The sequence below is a fragment of the Plebeiibacterium sediminum genome, from assembly GCF_026013605.1.
GTDB lineage: Bacteria > Bacteroidota > Bacteroidia > Bacteroidales > Marinilabiliaceae > Saccharicrinis > Saccharicrinis sediminus.
Genome location: NZ_JAPDPJ010000034.1, coordinates 1 through 19,931, shown reverse-complemented (window position 1 = coordinate 19,931; position 19,931 = coordinate 1). Strand labels below are relative to the sequence as shown.

Below are 19,931 nucleotides of genomic sequence, written 5' to 3'. Positions count from 1 at the left end.
TGGGGGGTTAAAATGATAAGTTAACGCCTATTGCATATGTTCGGTTAAATGGATATGAGTTTTGAGTACTTTCACCATATTCCGGATCATATCCATCTTTTAAACTTGTGAATTCGAACAAATCGTTTCCTGAGAAATAAATTCTTAGTCTCTCAATTTTATACTTATCAACTTTAATGTCTTTAAATGTGTAACCAACCACTAACGATTTCAATCGCACATAACGATTATTCTGCAACATGAAATCATTGTTTGCCCAATTCCATTTTGATCTGGTTGTATTGTAGGTCATCCTTGGATATTTAGCAGAAGTATTATCTTCTGTCCAGGTTTTTCCTATATATGCAGAAGGTTGATTTGACCAAACGGTATAGAAAGGATATTGTAAATAACCACTACGTAAGATTTTTTGATCGAGTACTCCCTGGAAAAAACCTGTCAAATCGAAATTCTTATACTTCAATCCAATATTTACACCGAAGTTATAGTGGGCAGCAGCATCACCCATGTACTTTACATCACCGTTTTTATCATCAATATTTCCGGTTCCTGTAATTGATTTGCTTTCATCCAAATCAACTTTTCTTGTATCCCCGGGACGAAGTCTTACGTTGGCATCGCTTGAATTTGGAATTTCACCACCATTTCCAGCTTGCTCATAATAGGCTGTTACTTCATCCTCATCGGCAAAGAAACCATCTGTTTTATACAGGAACCAACTATTTAAAGCGTAGCCCTGTACTGTACTGTTTTTTCCGGCTGAATAAGTACTTACACCCTCCATTTTTATAAGCTCATTTCGGGTATCTCCAATATTTACACTCACATTATATTCTAATCCACCAATTTTATTTCTGTAACCTAAAGCAGCCTCCCATCCTTTGGTTTCAAGACTACCGCTGTTTGATTTAGGAGCACTTCCACCAAGAACATCTGGATAATTAACGCTGATAAGCATACCGTCATTCTTTTTAATGAAATAGTCAAACGATCCATAAACCTTACCTTGCATCAACTGAAAATCAGTTCCAACAGTTAAGTTAGATACTCTTTCCCATGTTCTTGTATTACTTGTAATTCCGGATACCCATGCTGAATTTTGCTGAGCTGCTGTTGTTCCAAAAATGGCAGTTCCATAACCCATTGTTGATACATAATCGTAATTTGATATACCAACCTGATTACCCATTTCACCATAACTGGCTCTTAATTTCAAGTAGCTTAAAAAGTTATTGTCTTTTAAAAAGTTTTCTTCTGTGATCACCCAGCCTAATGATCCGCCCATAAAGTTTGACCACTTATAACCCGGTGCAAATTTGGAAGAACCATCACGACGACCATTAACTTCAACCAGGTACTTATTCATATAGTTATAGTTCAAACGACCTACATAACCATATAGTCCCCAATGTCCTTGTCCTCCGGTAGCTTCAACAAGCTCCTCTGTTGATCCCATATTAATATCATAAACACCCAGATCTTCAAATCCTTTTCTATAACCATACAGTGTTTTATTTTCGTTCAACTCAGCTGTTATACCAATCATTGCTGAAATTTCATGATTCCCTAATTTCTTATTGTAATTGGCAAAACCTCCGTAGGTTTTATAGAATACAGTACTTGTTTTTTCACTAATAGAAGAAGTTGAGTTTACCGATTCGGGTGCTAACTCACCAAACCATGTATATTGAGGAACTGTAAGTTTATAATTCTGATTATAATAAAAGTCTTTATCAAACGATGCTGTTCCTTTTAAACTAAGATCTTTTGTAATATTAACTGTTGCAGCAAAATTTAATTTTAGCTGATCACGTTTAGTGGTTTCTTTACCCCCGTCAACAGTAGCTGCAACAGCATTTCTGTTTCCTGCAATTCCAAAGTTGGCATACCATTGTCCATATGGATTCTTAGATGGAAAAAACGGAGGGTCATTAGAAATAGAACTGGCATCAAAACCTGAAGATGGGTTTTGTACTTCAGTATTAAAATAGGATACGCCGGTCTCTAACTTTAACCATTTTGTAACCTCATAATCATAGTTCATTCTTAAGTTATACTGAGCTTTTCCATCATAAGCAGTCTGAAGTAGACCTCGATTTTCAAGATAACCTCCTGAAATTCTATAACTGGATTTTTCGGAAGAACCCGATAAACTAACATTTTGTTGTTGAGAAAGTGAAGAACCATACATCTCATCAAATCGAGGATAGTCTCCAAGGAAAATATCTCCCCAATACTGAGTTGAATAAATTCCCTCTTCACCTGTTTGCATTCTTAAAAGGTTTTCTTTTGTCTGCCATCCCCAATAATTTGCTTGAGCTCCGTCTTGTTCTGCCGCTTCCAGCCATACTGTAGCATATTCTTCCATAGTTGGTGTTGGAGGTCTAATACCTAGTGTATTAAACATTACCTGGCTATTAATTTCAACCTTTGTTTCTCCTTTTCCTTTTTTTGTAGTTACCAAAATAACACCATTGGCAGCACGAGAACCATAAATTGCAGCAGAACCATCTTTCAAAATTGTTATGGACTCAATATCTTCTGCATTCATACTATTAAACGCATCATCATTAATAGCAGGTGAACCATCTATAACAATTAATGGACTACCTCCATTTACTGAAGTGGCACCACGAATTTGAAAATCAATACTCTCTTTACCTGGGCGTGATGAACTACGAGTCACCACAAGTCCAGGAGTCTGACCTTGTAAAGCAAGAGCAGGACTAGTAACAGCTCTATCTTCAAACACTTCAGCCTTAACTGTTTCTACCGATCCTGTTAGCGTTGCTTTTTTCTGGGTACCATATCCCACTACTACGACATCATCCAATCCAATTGATTCTGACTTAAGAAATACGTTAATAGGAGAAGGACTAGATACAACTATTTCCTGACTTGTCATTCCGATAAATGAGAAAACAATTGTAGAACCCAAATTTACCTTAATAGTATAGTTACCATCGATATCTGTAATAGTACCATTAGATGATCCTTTTTGAATAATCGAAACACCCGGTATAGGTTCACCATTTTCATCTTTTACATTACCACTAATTGACACTGTGTTTTCCTGATCAGTAACACTTACATTAAAATCAGTCTCTGCATTTACCATTATTCCTATTGATAGAAATAGGAAGGTACCTACGAGCATTTTTTTCATCCATTCTTTAATGCCACTGGATATTTTTATAAAACTACCAGTACATTTTCCAATAGAATTTCTCATAAATATTAAATTTAAATTAACCATAAAATTATTTTTCGATCTAGTGTTCATGTCTAAACAACTCTCAATCATCTTTCACAAATCTCTGACATTTCTTAATTTTTGTGAATTTTTCAGACCACTCAATCGTTTCCATTCAAGCATTGAAACCAAGTTTTATGAGTATCATTTTAAATTGAAATCTTAAAAGATCGAATAAATAACCCTACAGCTCAAAAATACCTCAAACACCTATATATAAACCTATTAAACCACAACAAAACGTGTCATATTATATTTTGATCCCCCATAAACACTTACATATAGAAATTTTAGTCGCCTTACTTTTCTATTCAATCCATTATTAAATTTATCTAATGAAACCTCTCATGTAAATGTTAATTTTCATCAATAAAAGTTGCAGATTAATGAAATGAACATGACCTATAATATATTAATGGGTAATTTTCTTTGAGAATTATAATGAAAAAGAGAAAACTGCTTTATATAGTAACATATCAAATTTATTAGCAAGCTCTCACAATGAATAGTACTAAAAAAGTGAGTATCTGAAATAGATATTTTGTATACTTTAAAAGAATAAAAGATTTCCTATAATAAAAAGGTTATTTAATGAAACGAATATTTAAGTTGGATAATGAAAAATTATTCATGTTTTAATTTAAGAACGTAAATAAAAGTTAACTGAATAATATATTAACTTCTACTTTTGAATTTCATTCCAATATTCTGAAGGAGTTTTTCCTGTTACCTTTTTAAATGCTCTATAGAAGGATGATTTGGAATTAAATCCACATTTTTCAGCAACTGCAAGTAATGTGAATTTTGAATATTTCGGATCTTGCAATCTATTCTTTACTTTCTCTACCCGATAATAGTTAATGAAATCTGTAAAACCCTGATTCAAATTTTGATTAACCGCCTGAGATATATCGTGTATGGAATAGTTCATTTGTTCAGCCAGTTCCCCAATTTTAAGATCAGAATTCAGATAAACCTCTGATTTCACAACAAAATCCTGAATTTCAGACAATAAAGCTTTACTTTTTTCTATATCTAATCGAGAACTTTCATATCGTTCTTTATCATCATCTGAAATCTGACTTTTCGCTTCTTTTAATTTTTTTCTTACTGACTTAATTGAAAACACAAAAACAGCAATTAGAAAAACTATAAATACAATTATACCAACTAAAACAAATATACTTTGGTACCATTCTGAAGTTATTCTAACAGAAAGTGTTTTTATGCTATCTTTAATAACCAGACCTGATCCATCTACTAAAGCTATTTCAAATTGATAATTCCCGGGCTTTATTGAATTAAAATAAATCCTATTCTGATTATTCAAAGCCATCCATTCTTCATCAATAGAGTTTTGTTTTCTTATTCTTACAGAATATTTATTGGCATTTATATTTGGTATCGATAAGTTTACAAATCTAAATCCGAGATTATTATCTTTTCCTCTTAACTCAATAGAAGTTAAACCTTCAATATGATTATTAAAGTTATCAACTTGCTCAGCTAATGCTTTTCCTCCTATATAAACATCTGTTATTACAATATTACTTCTTCCTGATCCATTAACAACACTTTTAGGATTAAAATACACCAATCCTTTTTCATTTCCCATCCAAACCTGACCATTTTTATCATTTACAATGGCATTAGGATTAAATACTAAACCAGGTAAACCATTAGATTTATAATAATTTGTAATAGAATTATCATCTGTGTTATATCTGGTTAATCCCTTCAAAGTACCAATCCAAAATTCCTCATCTGTTGTTTGTATTATTGAACAGACTGAGTTATTACTTAAGCCTGAATCTTCTGAAAGATGATTAATTATATTAAAATCCATATCCACTTGAAAGATACCTTGCTTTTCTGTTGAAATCCACATGGCATTTGTCTTATCAATATAGAAATCAGTAACTTTATATCCTTTTATTTTAGGTAAATCTGCTAGAAATTCCAGGCTATTATTTTTATTAATTTGAAATACTCTGGCACCTAACATGCTTCCTACCCAAATTCTATTTAAACTATCAATCTTTATACAATAGATCCAATTTTCAGAATCACTTCCATGCACTTCCTTAATAGAGTTAATAATCCCTTCTTCCTGTTTGTAAAGTCCACTTAATGTGGCAATCCATAAATTCCCGTTCTTATCACGTTCAAAATCATAAACACTTTCATTTGAAAAAAGATCTTTGTGCCAATCTATAATTTTACTATTTCCAACAATTTTATAAACTCCTCCATTATAAGTTCCCAGTATTACATCATCCCCCTCTCTATTAAAAGATAAAACTATTTTACTTCTGAGAATAGAATTTTCATTGGAAAAGTACTGAACCCTTTGATCATTATTAATAATATATAATCCATCTCTTGTTCCTATATATTTATTATTTCCTTTAAATAATAAGGATCGAACACTGGTACTGGGATTATATTTATTATCATCAATACCATAAGTTTTAAATGTTTTATCAACCAACGATGCGTAATTAACCCCACCGGCATATGTTCCAACCCACAAAGTTGAAGTATTATCTACCAATATAGAATATATTGCATCTGAAGAAAGCGATGTAGCATCATTATCTATGTGTTCAACGCTTTGAAAGTCATTACTAACAAAATCGCATATAATTAGTCCATCAGAATCTGTACCGATAAATAATTTTGTTGAATCATTTGAAAGAGAAAGAACTATTTTATCTTGAAAATTACCATATTCAAAATATTTCTTACTTTTTAAACTGAATCCAATAATTCCATGTGTCTGTGTTCCTAAATAAACGGTATCATTTACTTTAGTTAAGCAAGAAAAATTTGAAACATCTTCTCCATTAATTCGACTAACATTATAAATAACAGAACATCTAATATTTAAATCGTATTGGATTAAACCTCCCTTTGTTGCTAGATATAATTGTTCATTTTCAATTATAAAATCATTAACCTGATTTAATAATGCATTAATGTCTCTATGAAATAGAATTTGATCAACTTTTAGAGTTTTAACATCAATAATAAAAAATCCTTTCTCTGTTGAACAGAGTATTTGATTTTCACCATTACCTACTAACTTGTTGATTCTTGCATTAAGAAATAATTCACTACTAAACTCTGTAAATACATTGGCTATTCTATTCCAGAAGTACAAACCAGATTCTGTACCAATCCACAATCTATGATCTTTATCTTCAAAAATGGATGTAACACTATTAGTATTATTAGGAAAATATTTATTGAATGAACGGACTTCTACACCATCATATCTATTAATTCCTTCAAGTGTACCAAACCAGATATATCCATATTTATCTTTAAAAATAGTTTTAACAAAGTTATTTGTTAATCCATCTTCAACAGATAAATGATTAAATACCATTTTCTCTGCCTCTAGAATAACTGGCATTAATAATAATATAATTGCGATTAATAGATTCTTCACTTCCTAAAATATAATAACCTCACGAAAGTAATAAAAAATGTAAAAATCGACATATAGCTTCCTAATAGTATTATACAACACTACTTATAAAATGAACATACTTACACAATAGCTTTTTGTACTATAATCCCGGTTATATGAGTCTATCAAAAATTATTATCATCGAAACACCTTTACGTCTCATTAATTAGTATCTTTAAAGTGTTTCACGTTTTATCGTTAATTTGAACGAATATGAAAATAGGGTATGCAAGGGTATCAACTAGGGACCAAAATTTAGAAATGCAAACCGAAGCTCTGGGAAAAGCCGGTTGCGAAAAAATATTTAAAGAGACTAAAAGTGCAGTTAAGGAACGTCAGGAACTTGAAAGTATGTTAGCTCACCTCCGTGAAGGAGATGTTGTAGTAGTTTGGAAACTGGATCGACTCGGAAGATCCTTAAAACATTTAATCGACCTGGTTTCAGGTTTCCGCGAAAAAGGAATTGAGTTTATTAGTCTTAATGATAGTATTGATACCACAACAGCCCAAGGACGTTTGACCTTTAATATTTTTGCCAGCTTTGCCGAGTTCGAACGTGAGATTATCCGGGAAAGAACTTTGGCAGGTTTACAGGCCGCGCGCGAAAGAGGACGTATTGGTGGAAGAAAGAAAGGTCTGTCTCCAGACGCAAAGAAAACAGCTTTTGCTTGCTATCAATTATGGGTGGATCACTCTCGGTCTGTTTCTGAAATACTTAAAATTGTTAATGTTAGTAAGGCAACTTTTTATAGATATATTGATTGGGTTAAGAAGGAGAAGGAAAAAAATATGTAGTTTGCTTATTGCAAACATATATTCAAATAAATATGAATTAGGTATATCCAGAAAAGATTTAATGCAAGATTTAATGATTGACAAATCTTCTTTATCTCTTCTTCTGAGCAGCAAATGTAAAATGAATAAATCTGTAAAAGCTGCTTTCTTTTATTATTATGCTTATAGGAGATTGCAGAAAGAGAAAAATACATAAAGGTGTATTAAAAGTTTATAGACGGATTATTATAATCGTTATTAGGTATTATATTTAAAAATTTAATTAATCGTTTATAAACGTTTAGGATAAAAAGAACGTTAATAAACGATTAATATTTGTATTTAACTGGATATTTGCAATTTACATAATGATAATTTTTATATCCTTTTATAAATAAGTTGTACATCATAAAAGATGAAAGTAACAATTATGACAGAACAAGAACGAAAAATTTATGATACAATCTTCAATAATGCTGTTCTATTTTTACATAGAGGTATAAGAGAAGTATTAACACATAACGATAGAAAAGACTCTCCATTAAACGGGGAAACAGGAATAGTTACTACTTTATTCATGCAAATGAGTATAGAATTAGCTTTAAAGGCTTTTCTAATTAAGGAACAAGGAGTTAGAAGTATATTATTGAGCAGATATCAGAATAAAACAGACGAGTATATTTTTGAAAAATTTGAAAACAATACTCTACACACTAAAAAGTATAATGATTTAAAACAGATATTAACGAATAATGAAAGCTTAACTTGGTTTTCTGAAACTCACTTTGACCACCTTGAACAATTTCAACAATTTAGAAATAAATTAGTGCACTTGAATTTATTTTTAGGTGAAGCTGATTTGTATGATTTGAAGTATGAAATAATTTATGTTATTGTTCATATTATTGTTCCATTACTATCTGAAATTAGTTTTGAATTTGAAACACCAACAGAATTTTATCAAACACATTTAAATAAAGAAGAATACAAAAAGTTAATATCCTTTCGTCCTTACGTTGACGAAATGGAAAAGTTAGCGAAGGACTTCACTGGATTAAATTACTATTGTCCAGAATGCTATCAAAAAACTTATTCTCCAGAAAATGATTTATGTTACTGCTGTAATTTGAATTTTGAGTATGCAGTTGAATATACTAGTTGTATTGTGTGCAACGAAAAGAAGTCTGTAATTTTTGATCCTCACAACATAGCAATAAATAATCATGTAATTAATGGCCTTTGCTTAAACTGTGAGACAAAGATTATGGTACATAAATGTCCTGAATGTGGAATTGCATATTCGTTCTTTGGAAGAGATGAATTGAAGAAATGTACTCCTGAAAAATGCTATTATGAAGATTAATTTAAAACGAATAATTACGGTGTACAATAGCACATAATTAAGTAGTAATTTGGAGTTTTGCATGCCGTATTAACCTATATTTAGCTTGCCAGGAATGTAGCTCGCAATTAGCCCCGTAAATTTATGTGTATCGCTGTATGCAAGGCTAAAAAACCGAGTTGCATAGAAATAACTTAATAATAAAATTGAAAAAGCGGAATGAATATATTGGCTCACTGATTGAAGATTGGTACAAGAAAAAATTAGTTTTTTGCCAACCCGCTTCTGCCCTTTGGAACAATTAGGGAAGCCAACGCACATTGCATACATTTGCAAATCGCACAAGCTAACACACAATCCGAAATTTGCAAAAGAGTGCAATATTTGCCAACACACTTACATATAGCGAAATGATTGATTTTAATGATATACTTTTGAGACAATTCAGGATTGACTTAATTGAAAGAGACAAAAACCCCCACTTGTCATTTTTAAAACTGAAATATAATTATGACTATTCAGACATATGTTATATTGTTGACAACCTTGGTGATAAAAACAAGATTTTTACAGACCATATTTATGGATGTTCATTACCCAGTTCTATATCTGAATTAGGAGACTCTAATGTGCTATACGGCGAATCAGGTGATGCTTTTGAGAAAGAAGTAAATTGGTCACTATTGGCTATAAGAAAATACAGTGATAAGATTCAGATTTTCATCGATAAAAAAGAGGAATATGAAAAATCTTTAATTATCGGAGACTATGCTAAAGCCAATACTATTCTAGACCAAATTGAAAAGGAGGTATGTTTTTCTCTATGGGGAATTGAACAGCGTTTTATCCTAATAGAAATTGAAAAAGGACTAAAGGAAAACACAAAATTTCTAAATGACATTAATGAGCAAAATAAAAAATGGTTTATTAAAAGGTTTTCCCACTTTTTTAGCTTAAAAGCTGAAAAAGAACTTTCAGTAAATCAGTATAATATATCACTTGCTAGGTTGTTGTTCCGTTATATTGAATCAGATAATCAAGTCGACTTACATTATTACAATTTTAAACTGAATTTTCTTGAAGTTGAACAACAAACTCTGCTTCCTGACTTTTTAGCAATTGAAGGATATCACTCAATAATAGATAAATATATTTCTTTAATTAGAATCCTACAGACTGCGGTATTAGAAAATAATAAGGATAAAAAGGCATTTCTTGATAGCAGAATTTATTATTTATCGAAAAAAGTTAATGATTTCAATATTGATAAGCTAAGATTATTGATTGATACAAATTTTGATTTTGAATTTAGCGTTCGAGAACAAGATTTAATCTCTTTAAGGGCTTTAGATTATTATACAAACGGTGAATATGAAAAGGTTGAAGAATTATTGAAGGATATGCTTATTAAGAATCCTCTTTCAATTGAATTATACGAAATTTACCTGAAATCATTGGTACTTCAGGAAAAACCGCTTTCTCCAATTGGACAGGATAGTAACTCTTTTCAGAATAGAATACTTAAGGCTTTATATGGCATTTTATTAAGAAGTGATTCAATGCCAGAATGTTTAAATGAGATTAGAAAGATTGCTTTTAATATCAGTTCAGTTTTCTCGCTTTCGTTTTACTTAATGAATTTCTATAAGGAAGAAGTTGAGGGTAAAGATATTTTTAAGCAACAAGGTATACTTAATACCAAATTTCTAAATCCTTCATTTATAAGATACTTAAGTGAGTCATGTCTTAATAATAAACTCTCATTTGAGTTTATTAATTCATCAAGTCTAGCTTATCTTTTTCAACAACAAAGCGGGACTCTACAGACAATTGAAGCATCTAATTTGCCACAAAGTAGGAAAAAGATACTAAATGCGTTTTTGTATCAGAAAAACGAACAATACGAAGATTCAATTAAATTATGGGAAGAGATGATAAATGAAGCATCTCTAAAAAACTTTCAGAAAGAAAAAGTTCTACAAAACCTTTTTAGATGTTATGAGGAATTAAGCAAGTTTGATAAATGTATCGATTTGTATGTAGATAATTATTTTGATAATCCACTTTTAGTATCAAATATTATAGTTGATAGAATAAAAAAGAAAATAAAAACTGCAAAGTATAAGAATGTTAATCATACTATCAACCTGCCTTTATTCTATAAATTAACTAATTCTGAAGACTACGATGTTCATACAGCCTATGAATGTTACTTAATAGCTCAAGACTGTTTTACTCCGACAGAACTAATAGAATTAATTAAAAACAATATTGATGAAAAAATAATCTATTTTTTAGCCGACATATGCACTTTAGATATTTTTAAACATTCTCCATTTATAACAAGTTCGAAGCATAAATATAATGAGAGAATAAATGTATGCAAAAACCTTGTATTACTTGATAGTATTTCAGAAAGTGAATATAATGATGAGATAGAAAGATTGACCAAACGTCTAATAATTCAAAAGGGTATACAAGAGATTGATGAAAGTAAAATATATGTTAATCAGACAGGTATAATTGAAACCGAGTTGAAAAACATTACATCAATCTTTCGAAGGTTTAAAATGATTGGGGAGTTAAAATCAGAAAAAGACATCTCAATACTTTCACTTTATTCGGATAAAATGTTTAGTTATAAGATGTCTGATGAAGAAGATGGAAATGAGTTTTCAAAAGACCCACAATTTGATATTTATAAAGATATTTTCTATTTCCTAAGGGATAAGTTTTTATTCAGCAACTATGGTTTACAGCAGTATTTAAGTGCAAGAATAAGACACGGGGTCTTATTAGGTGAGATTAGACCTGAATTTGAAAACCTAAACTTAATCACTGAAAAAGAAAAAGGTATTGATAGCTATAAAATCAATTCTAGCTGGGATTTGTTTACACTACAATTAAATGAAGCAGGTGGGGCTAAGTTTCAGGAAATATTATCTGACTTCTCAACAAATATAGATGCTTTAATTAATGAGGAAATACTTTCTAGAAGTTTGCAGATAAAAATTGAGGATAAGAATCCTCTTGGATGGCTGGACTATAATTACGACGATTTTATACTGCAAATATCTTATCTAGCTCAAAGTGATATTGAAAGTGTTGAAGAATTTTCCAATGCTATTTTTACAGATTTGTGGACGAGGACAGAAAAAAACTTATCTGACATTAAAGCCAAGATTAATGGTGAAATAAAGGAGAAGTTTTTTGAATTGCTTTTAACATTAGAGCAAGGCTTAATAGATGTGTTTGGTAAAATTCCCGAACAGCTAACAAATAATATAAATGAAGCTCGGGTAAATATCGAAAATAAGCTCATAAAGGTTGCAAACTGGTTTTCTATTACAGAAAGTAACATCTCGGATTTTCAAATAGAAAAAATTGTTGATGTAAGTCTTGAATATAACAAATCAATTCTTCCTATTAAGGAAATCAACTGTAATTGTTTATTTAAAGGTGTATATTACCCTCCTTTAGTTGATTTAGTTAGAATATTTATGGATAACGCAACAAAACATGCAGGTTTTGATGATGACAATGTAAAATTTCATGTTCTAATTGCTGAAAATAGAGATATGCTCAATATGCAATTTAGAAATCCATTAGCACCTACTATAGATATTGAAAAATTGAGAACAAAAATTTGTTCATTTACCCTTGACCTAAATAAATCAATGAAAGAAAAAGGTTCTGGATTTCATAAGGCTATGAGAATTGTTAAATCGGATTTAATTCATAAAGAAAATGATATGTCTTTAAGCCTTAATGATAAGAACGAATTTTGTATAGATATTAGTTTAAATAAGAAAACTTTATTGGCATGAAAATCTTGTTTATAGAAGATAATCCACAAAAATTAAAGCAAGTCTGCGATTTTCTTATGCAAAAATATTCTGATGTAAATTTAACAATAAGGAAATCTTATAACTCTGGTTTAAGAGAATTAATTAAGAATAACTCATATTCACTCATTTTACTTGACATGAGTTTGCCTAATTATGATATTGAACCTGGTGAGTCTGGTGGTGACTTTGAAAAATATGCAGGTAAATTTTTGTTGAATGAAATGTATCGTAGAGATATAACAACAAGTGTTCTAATTATTACCATGTACCTAAACTATGTTGATGAAGAGTTCAGTTCAGAACTGAAAGATAATTTCCCTAACTACTTAGGTGTTGTATATTACAATGTTAAAGAACCTGATGGTTGGAAAAATGAATTGAAATCTAGAATAGATAATATTTAATTATGATTAAAATAATAGTTGTCGAAGATAATCCGAGCAAAAAAGAGAAAATAAAGAAACTTATTGAATCAAGTATTGATATTCCAAGTTCAAATATAGATTATGTAGAAGATATAAAATCAGCTAAAAAACTAATTTATAAGAAAGCATACGACTTTATGATATTAGATTTGGTTTTGCCTTTAGATAGCGAAGATGAACCAAGTCCTGAAAATGGAATAAGTTTCCTAAATGACATTCATACAAGCCCTCAAATCAAACCAATAACACATATTGTTGGCTTAACTGAATTTTCTGAGCATATGGACAAGTTTAAGGTTAACTTTGAAACATTTGTTTGGCAATTAATTGACTACAAAGCAGAAGAAGTTGATTGGCAAGAAAAGTTAAAGAACCTATTATTTCATTTAATTAAAGTGAGGTCTGAGTTTTTACAACGTGATAATTTAGACTATGATTATGATATTGCTATAATAACAGCTCTTCAAGATCCTGAGTTAACACAGGTTCTTGCCTTAGAAGGTAATTGGGAAGAATACAAATTTGGCAATGATGCTACTCAATATCATAAAGGTGTTTTTAAAAACGGTGAAAAAAACTTCAAAGTCGTTGCAACCTCTGCTCCACAGATGGGGATGGTTGCTTCATCTACTTTATGTATGAAAATAATTCATAATTTCCGTCCAAGGTATATATTTATGCCTGGTATTGCAGCTGGCGTAAAGGGAGAGGTAGATTTTGGAGATATTTTAATTGCAGACCAAACTTATGATGGAACTAGCGGTAAGGTGATAACTACCGACAATGGAACTAAAAGTTTTAGCCCTAATCCGACACCTTTATCTTTGGACTCTGACTTAAAAGAGAAAGTAAGAACCTACGAAACCAAGAAAAGATATTTATTCGAACTTAAAGATAAGTGGCAAGGAAATAAGCCTTCAACTGATCTAAAAGTTAAAGTAGGACCTGTTGTTTCTGTCCCTTACGTAATACAGAATGAAGAGGAATTAATAAATCTTAAAGACCATCAAAGGAAACTAATTGGTTTGGAAATGGAAATTTTTGGATTGTTCTATAGCGCAAATAATGGATTTAATCCGAAACCTAAGGCAATGGCAATTAAATCGGTTTGTGATTTTGGTGATAAAGAGAAAGCAGATAATTTTCAAAAGTATGCCGCATTTACAAGTGCACAATTTATGTATGATTTCATAATGAATGAACTATGATTTGCCAGCCTTCACAACCAAGGACATTGGCAATTCGCACAAGCCGTCCCACAACCAAAATTACAAAAGAGCTTGTCTATCTGCCACCACTTTTCTACCCTAAAAACTAATTTTACGGGAACAGATGTGCTTCGATTGAGCGGTTTGATGATTTAAAAAACAAATAATTAACTGATAATGAATAAAAGCCCGGCTTGTTTATAAATGCTCCATTCTTTTTAGATATACTAAACTCTAAAGTAAAGAAATGACAATTGAGTATACTTGCTTGAATTATTAATAATCTCAAAAAATGAGGAGATTATTCTAGTAGGCATATCAAATGTATGGAAGATTATATTTCGGGAGATGATTCTAAATTGAATTTACCATATTATTTTATTCATGCAATTTTAAGTTTCCAAATTGAAGATTTAGAAATTGGCATCAGTAAAAGAATTATTGAGGACAAAATCGTATCATTGAAAAAAGGTGATTCTTTAATCAGGCAGACTGACTTTAATAGGTTCTTCAATCATATGGTAGACTATCAAATAAGGAAAGATATTTCACCTCCTCTTTTCGAATTTGATAAAGGTAATCAGGCAATTAAAATAATTGATTCAACATTTATATTCTTTATACGGCATAAAAATAGAGAAGAATTATTGAATTGCTTTTGTAAACCAACGAGGGAATAATTGTTAAGTACAACAATCTATATACATAAATTTTAATGTAGAGTTCCTTGAAATAGGAAAAATCTTAATTTTAGATACAAATAATGGAGAAATGTCTTTGACAAATCAGTTAATCGAAATGATGAGTAAACATATAAATGAATTGACTAAATTTGATTCATAAAAGCAATATATAAATAGTTGTAGACTTACTATTTCCTTGCAATTGAACTATATAAAATAATCTTTTACCAAGTAGATTTAAAGTGTTATTTTTGGACATCTAACAAAAGGGGATTGATACTTTGATTTGATCCAGTTAAAGCTTGATATAATGATAGAAAAAATCATTTTTAAAAACTATAAATCATTTAAAGAGCAACAAACGCTCGTTTTAAAACCAATTACAGTACTAATTGGGAAAAACAGTTCTGGTAAAAGTGCTGTAGCAAAATTACCTACCATGATTGAAGGTTCTTTAAGTGGTAAAATTACAGAACCTGTTTCTATAATAAATGATGAAATAGAGTTAGGTGCTGAGTTTAGAGATCTAATTTATGGGAGAGAAATAGGAAGTCTTGAATTATCACTTAAAGAAGGAAATAAACAATTACATTTAGAGGTGGTTGCCGGATTAAAAGAAGCTGATGTACCAAAAATTAGAAAATGGTCTTTTAATGACAAGGTTGAACTTTCATATAAATATGCTAGTCAAAACTATATTGATTTAAAAAACAATAAAATTGTTGATGTTGATTTTAATGGATTCAATATAACAACAGGTATTGAGCATGAGTTTAAGGGGCAATTATTCAACTTGAAAACAAATTATATTGGGCCTTTCAGAGAAATTCCTGATCGTAATCACACATTTAGAGGAAGCTTAAAATCTAATAAAATTGGTATAAAAGGAGAGCATACCTATCAAATTTTAATTAGTGATCATTTACATAATGATGGTACATTACTAAAAAAAGTAAGTAAATGGTATCAAAATAACTTTGACGGTTGGGGGGTTGCAATTAATGCCCAATCAAAACCAGATTATAAAATTGAATTAACAAGAAAAGATCCTGATTTCAGCATAAATATAAGAGATGTTGGCGAGGGAATGAGTCAAGTTTTACCTTCTGTTGTAAGTGCATTTAACGAAAACAATAACGAAATGCTTACGATACTAGAACAACCAGAATTACATTTACATCCTGGAGCTCATGGTAATTTGGCTGAATTATTTGCTAACTCAACAAAAAAAGGAAATAAATTTTTAATAGAAACACACTCGCAAAACTTTGTATTGCGCTTAAGAAGAATGGTTGCAGAAAAGCGATTCTGCAAAGATGATATAGCATTGTATTCTGTTGAATATAACAGTAATACCAATACTAGCAACCTAATAAAAATTGATATTAATGCAGATGGTAGTGTGGCTTATTGGCCAGAAAAAGTTTTTAGTGAAACATTAGATGAAACTTTGGCCATACGTAATGCACAACTAAAAAACAAGTAACTATGCTAATTGAAATTAAACCTGATCTTTTTGAAAAAAGTGAAAAATTACAGGAAGTAAATCAATTGCTAGCGTTGTTTTCAGATAGAAGAAGATATGAATATTTCTGTGATCTTACGGAAGTGATTGATAGTAATGTTTTTAAAAGTCTTTTAGATATTGACAAACAATTGATTGAAGAATATTTCAATAGATTTATTACAGGATGTACTAAGGTTGATTATTGTGTTGCTAATGATTCAACACCAGAATGCTTTAATGTACTTGAAGCAAAAAGATTTTTTAATCAACCTTTTACGATAGTTTTAGAGAATAGTGAAAATGATGGATATTTTCTGGATGCAATAAGTGAAGCGTTTCGAAAGCAAGGTAAAAAATTTAGAAGACATTATGATAATGGGTGGATTAGTTATGGAAATGCAGGTGGTTGTACTAATATTATCAACTTTATTGAGCGACAAAAAAAATCATTTAAGAATTTACCTAAAAGACAAGAATACTATTTAAGATGTTATGTACTTGTTGATAGCGATAAAAGATTTTCAGAGGATAGCTCTGATACTAGAAAGCGATTAGAAACTTATTTAACAAAAAACAATGTATCATGGCATATATTAGAGAAAAGAGAAATAGAGAATTATATGCCAGATGAAGTGATTGCTGAGATGGATAATAACAGAAATTATTATGATGCCTACCTGAAATTGAGTGAAATACAAAAAGACTTTTTTGATTTACAAAAAGGTTTTAAAGGAGAGCAACAAAATAAATTACATCCAAAAGTTGCCCGTTTGATGGAAAATGTGAGTGAGGAGGATTATAAACATCTTAAAAATGGTGTTGACAACAAAGGGATATTTAAAAGCGAGTTCCCTAAAAAATTTGAAATAGTCACAAGAGAACAATTACTAAAAAGAACAGCCCACCAATCTGATCCAAATGAACTTGAAAATATAATTAAAAATATTACTGAACTGCTATAATATGAAGAATCAGATTCAAGTTAAACCACAGGTAAACCGACTAATTAACCTATTGCAGCTCATTGAAGACGGAAAATTTAAAATCCCGACATTCCAGCGGGATTTTGTTTGGGAAGATAAACAAAAAATAGATTTATTTGATAGTATTAGCCATGAGTATCCCATTGGATCTGTTTTATTGTGGCGCCCCAAAGAGGTTTATTCAAATAATTATCAAATAGGACCCTATACAATTGAAAGTTACGATAGTGCTGAATTTTACTATATACTAGATGGATATCAGAGATTATCTACTCTTTTTGGTTGTCTGACTAATCCTAGTAAGACACATCTCGAATGTAATGAATTTCTTAGAATAAGGAAGTTTAATATGGTTTATGATTTGGTAGACGAAGCTTTTTTAATTAAAAGATCAAACCAGTTGGAAGTTACATGTATACCTGTTTATAAATTAGTAGACACCTATGAGTTTCTTGATTTTATTGATCAATTACGGATTGATTTAAAAAATGATGAAAATATTGATACATATATTACAAGGGCTAAAAAGTTATCCTCAACCATCATTGATTATCAGATACCATCCATAGAAATTATAGGAGGAAAAATATCTGAAGCTGTTGAAATATTTTCACGTGTTAACTCAAAAGGAATTGAAATATCACCAGATTGGATGCTATCTGCTCTTTCATCTAACGAAGAAACTGGCTTTAATCTTGGTGAAATATTCAGCAACCTGTTGGAAGATTTAAAAGAGTATAATTTTGATGGATTAAAACGTGAAATATTGGTTCAGTGTATTCAAAATTCATTTGGAAAGGTATATTTCGATCAAACGCTCGAATTGCTTGTAAAAAGGCATGATTTTCAAAAAGTAACACTCAAAACAGTAGAAAGTGTTAAGCATGCAATAAAATTTTTGTTTGAGGAACTCCTGGTGATTGATAAAAAATTACTGCCATATGGTAGTCAATTAATATTTTTAGTTCATTTTTTTAATCATGTTGAAAAACCATCAGATGTACAAAAAGAAAAATTAAAACAATGGTTTTGGATTACCACATATGCTAATTACTTTACAATTTATTCGTTAAGTAAAATCAGGGAAGCTTATTTGCAGTTTAATAAATTCATTGATGATGAAACTGTTTCTCCTGTGTATTATCACAATAAAAAACAAAAATTTACAACAGCTGATCTACCAAAATCTGTTTCTTCTGGAAGTGTAAGATCTAAGGCTTTTCAATTATTTTTACTTAATACAAGTAATGATTTTAAAAAGTTGGATTCTAACGATGTTGCAGGATATAAAATAGAGTATCTATTTAAAGGAAGAAGAAGTCATTCCAGTTATTTACCTTTTATTCATTTTAAAAACACTTATGGCAGTAATAAATATCCTAGTGTTGACATATCTTTTAAAAACGAAATAAATGTTGCAAGTAAAATTAACTTTAAATCAGGTGGTTTAAACAGAAAAGAAGATATTGATTATTATCTTATTGAAAGGCTAAAATATATTGTAGAAAAAGAAAAAGTGTTTGTTGATGGGTTAGGAATATCTTACCAAAAAATAAGTTTATAACAGTAATAAAATTTTACATATATATATTATTGTCTTTTGCTTCAATTATTATAATTGTTCATCGGCTACAATGAATGGATATTCTTGATCATGTTGACCCCCTTTCCCGAAGCCGGTTCATGCGATGTTTTGCGCATGACATTCCGGCGGATGCTGACCCCTTTAAGTAATGATTGAGGAAAAGTCTGCTTCGAAGAAAGAAAAAACGGAGCATATTGACCCCTCAGTAACAATGAATCCACGATGACCAACTATTTGTCTTACATTAATTGTATATAAGTCAATAATCATAGTATCAGAATTAAGCTTTAAAATATTCCATTAAATGTAAAGCTTATAATATCTTCTATTTGAATATTAATTCTATCATCTTCTTTTTCACAGCTCATTAATAAAGTAATAAACAAAAATGTAATAAAGATTTTAATATTTATTGATTTTAGGCTTTGAATATTATCAAATTTTGAATAGAAAAAATAAATGTTTGTTTAAAAAACACTCAATACCTGTAAGTATTCTACTTAGACAAAGTTACTGAAAAATATTTGCTTAAATTTAGTCTCACGAAACGCAGGTTTGTAATAAAGTAGAACCAAATGAAAAATAATGAAAATAGAAAAGCCACTGTATAATAATAATAATACAATGGCTTTTAATCTTTAACCAAACCTAACCCTGATGCAAAAGTATAATTTTTTATGAAATATCAAATCTAATAGATCCATTATTGTACCATATTAAAAATAGATTGTATGTATCAGGCCGAATAGGTACATAGATATTAAACACAAACTGGCATTTACCCTGTTATAACTATTAATCAATTTTGAAAAAAGAAATAGTACTTTTCAAATTCTCCGCTTGATCAG

At 30.2% G+C, this 19,931-nt stretch carries 11 protein-coding genes; 9 read left to right on the top strand and 2 right to left on the bottom strand.

The genetic code is table 11. From position 1 onward, the window contains the following. Positions 1–7: 7 nt before the first annotated feature. Both OM075_RS14375 and OM075_RS14370 read right to left on the bottom strand, forming a co-directional pair. Entirely contained in the window at positions 8–3,232 is a 3,225-nt protein-coding gene (locus tag OM075_RS14375) for a SusC/RagA family TonB-linked outer membrane protein (RefSeq protein ID WP_301191224.1), read from the bottom strand. 703 nt (positions 3,233–3,935) lie between these two features. Further along, entirely contained in the window at positions 3,936–6,671 is a 2,736-nt protein-coding gene (locus tag OM075_RS14370; RefSeq protein WP_301191223.1) for a ligand-binding sensor domain-containing protein, read from the bottom strand. A 270-nt stretch (positions 6,672–6,941) separates the two neighbouring features. On the opposite strand from OM075_RS14370, the gene OM075_RS14365 reads away from it, so the two are divergent. The 9 genes from OM075_RS14365 (at position 6,942) to OM075_RS14325 (ending at position 19,062) form a co-directional block, all read left to right on the top strand. Next, positions 6,942–7,523, top strand: coding sequence for a recombinase family protein (locus OM075_RS14365; RefSeq protein WP_301191222.1), 582 nt, complete (start codon positions 6,942–6,944; stop codon positions 7,521–7,523). A gap of 409 nt (positions 7,524–7,932) precedes the next feature. After that, positions 7,933–8,865 carry a hypothetical protein gene (locus tag OM075_RS14360; protein ID WP_301191221.1) on the top strand — a complete coding sequence of 311 codons (933 nt, stop codon included), beginning with the start codon at positions 7,933–7,935 and terminating at the stop codon, positions 8,863–8,865. 662 nt (positions 8,866–9,527) lie between these two features. Continuing rightward, the gene (locus OM075_RS14355) at positions 9,528–12,671 is read left to right on the top strand and encodes a hypothetical protein (RefSeq protein ID WP_301191220.1); all 3,144 of its coding nucleotides are present in this window, start codon (positions 9,528–9,530) and stop codon (positions 12,669–12,671) included. After that, a complete protein-coding gene (locus OM075_RS14350) occupies positions 12,668–13,096 on the top strand; it encodes a hypothetical protein (RefSeq protein ID WP_301191219.1) in 429 nt (142 codons plus the stop codon). Before OM075_RS14355 ends, OM075_RS14350 begins: the two co-directional genes overlap by 4 nt. Before the next feature lie 2 nt (positions 13,097–13,098). Then, a complete protein-coding gene (locus OM075_RS14345) occupies positions 13,099–14,325 on the top strand; it encodes a 5'-methylthioadenosine/S-adenosylhomocysteine nucleosidase family protein (protein ID WP_301191218.1) in 1,227 nt (408 codons plus the stop codon). Between the two features lie 326 nt (positions 14,326–14,651). Further along, positions 14,652–15,005, top strand: coding sequence for a hypothetical protein (locus OM075_RS14340; protein WP_301191217.1), 354 nt, complete (start codon positions 14,652–14,654; stop codon positions 15,003–15,005). Between the two features lie 313 nt (positions 15,006–15,318). After that, positions 15,319–16,494: an AAA family ATPase gene (locus tag OM075_RS14335; protein ID WP_301191216.1), complete on the top strand. Its 1,176-nt coding sequence runs from the start codon at positions 15,319–15,321 to the stop codon at positions 16,492–16,494. A gap of 2 nt (positions 16,495–16,496) precedes the next feature. Beyond that, positions 16,497–17,477, top strand: coding sequence for a hypothetical protein (locus tag OM075_RS14330; RefSeq protein WP_301191215.1), 981 nt, complete (start codon positions 16,497–16,499; stop codon positions 17,475–17,477). A gap of 1 nt (position 17,478) precedes the next feature. Next, positions 17,479–19,062: a DUF262 domain-containing protein gene (locus OM075_RS14325; RefSeq protein WP_301191214.1), complete on the top strand. Its 1,584-nt coding sequence runs from the start codon at positions 17,479–17,481 to the stop codon at positions 19,060–19,062. Positions 19,063–19,931 lie beyond the last annotated feature (869 nt).

Bases quoted from the DNA above. Each gene is read 5' to 3' on its own strand.
- OM075_RS14365 (WP_301191222.1), top strand. From the start codon at position 6,942: ATGAAAATAGGGTATGCAAGGGTATCAACTAGGGACCAAAATTTAGAA.
- OM075_RS14350 (WP_301191219.1), top strand. From the start codon at position 12,668: ATGAAAATCTTGTTTATAGAAGATAATCCACAAAAATTAAAGCAAGTC.
- OM075_RS14330 (WP_301191215.1), top strand. From the start codon at position 16,497: ATGCTAATTGAAATTAAACCTGATCTTTTTGAAAAAAGTGAAAAATTA.
- OM075_RS14335 (WP_301191216.1), top strand. From the start codon at position 15,319: ATGATAGAAAAAATCATTTTTAAAAACTATAAATCATTTAAAGAGCAA.
- OM075_RS14340 (WP_301191217.1), top strand. From the start codon at position 14,652: ATGGAAGATTATATTTCGGGAGATGATTCTAAATTGAATTTACCATAT.
- OM075_RS14360 (WP_301191221.1), top strand. From the start codon at position 7,933: ATGACAGAACAAGAACGAAAAATTTATGATACAATCTTCAATAATGCT.
- OM075_RS14345 (WP_301191218.1), top strand. From the start codon at position 13,099: ATGATTAAAATAATAGTTGTCGAAGATAATCCGAGCAAAAAAGAGAAA.
- OM075_RS14370 (WP_301191223.1), bottom strand. From the start codon at position 6,671: ATGCCAGTTATTCTAGAGGCAGAGAAAATGGTATTTAATCATTTATCT.
- OM075_RS14375 (WP_301191224.1), bottom strand. From the start codon at position 3,232: ATGAGAAATTCTATTGGAAAATGTACTGGTAGTTTTATAAAAATATCC.
- OM075_RS14325 (WP_301191214.1), top strand. From the start codon at position 17,479: ATGAAGAATCAGATTCAAGTTAAACCACAGGTAAACCGACTAATTAAC.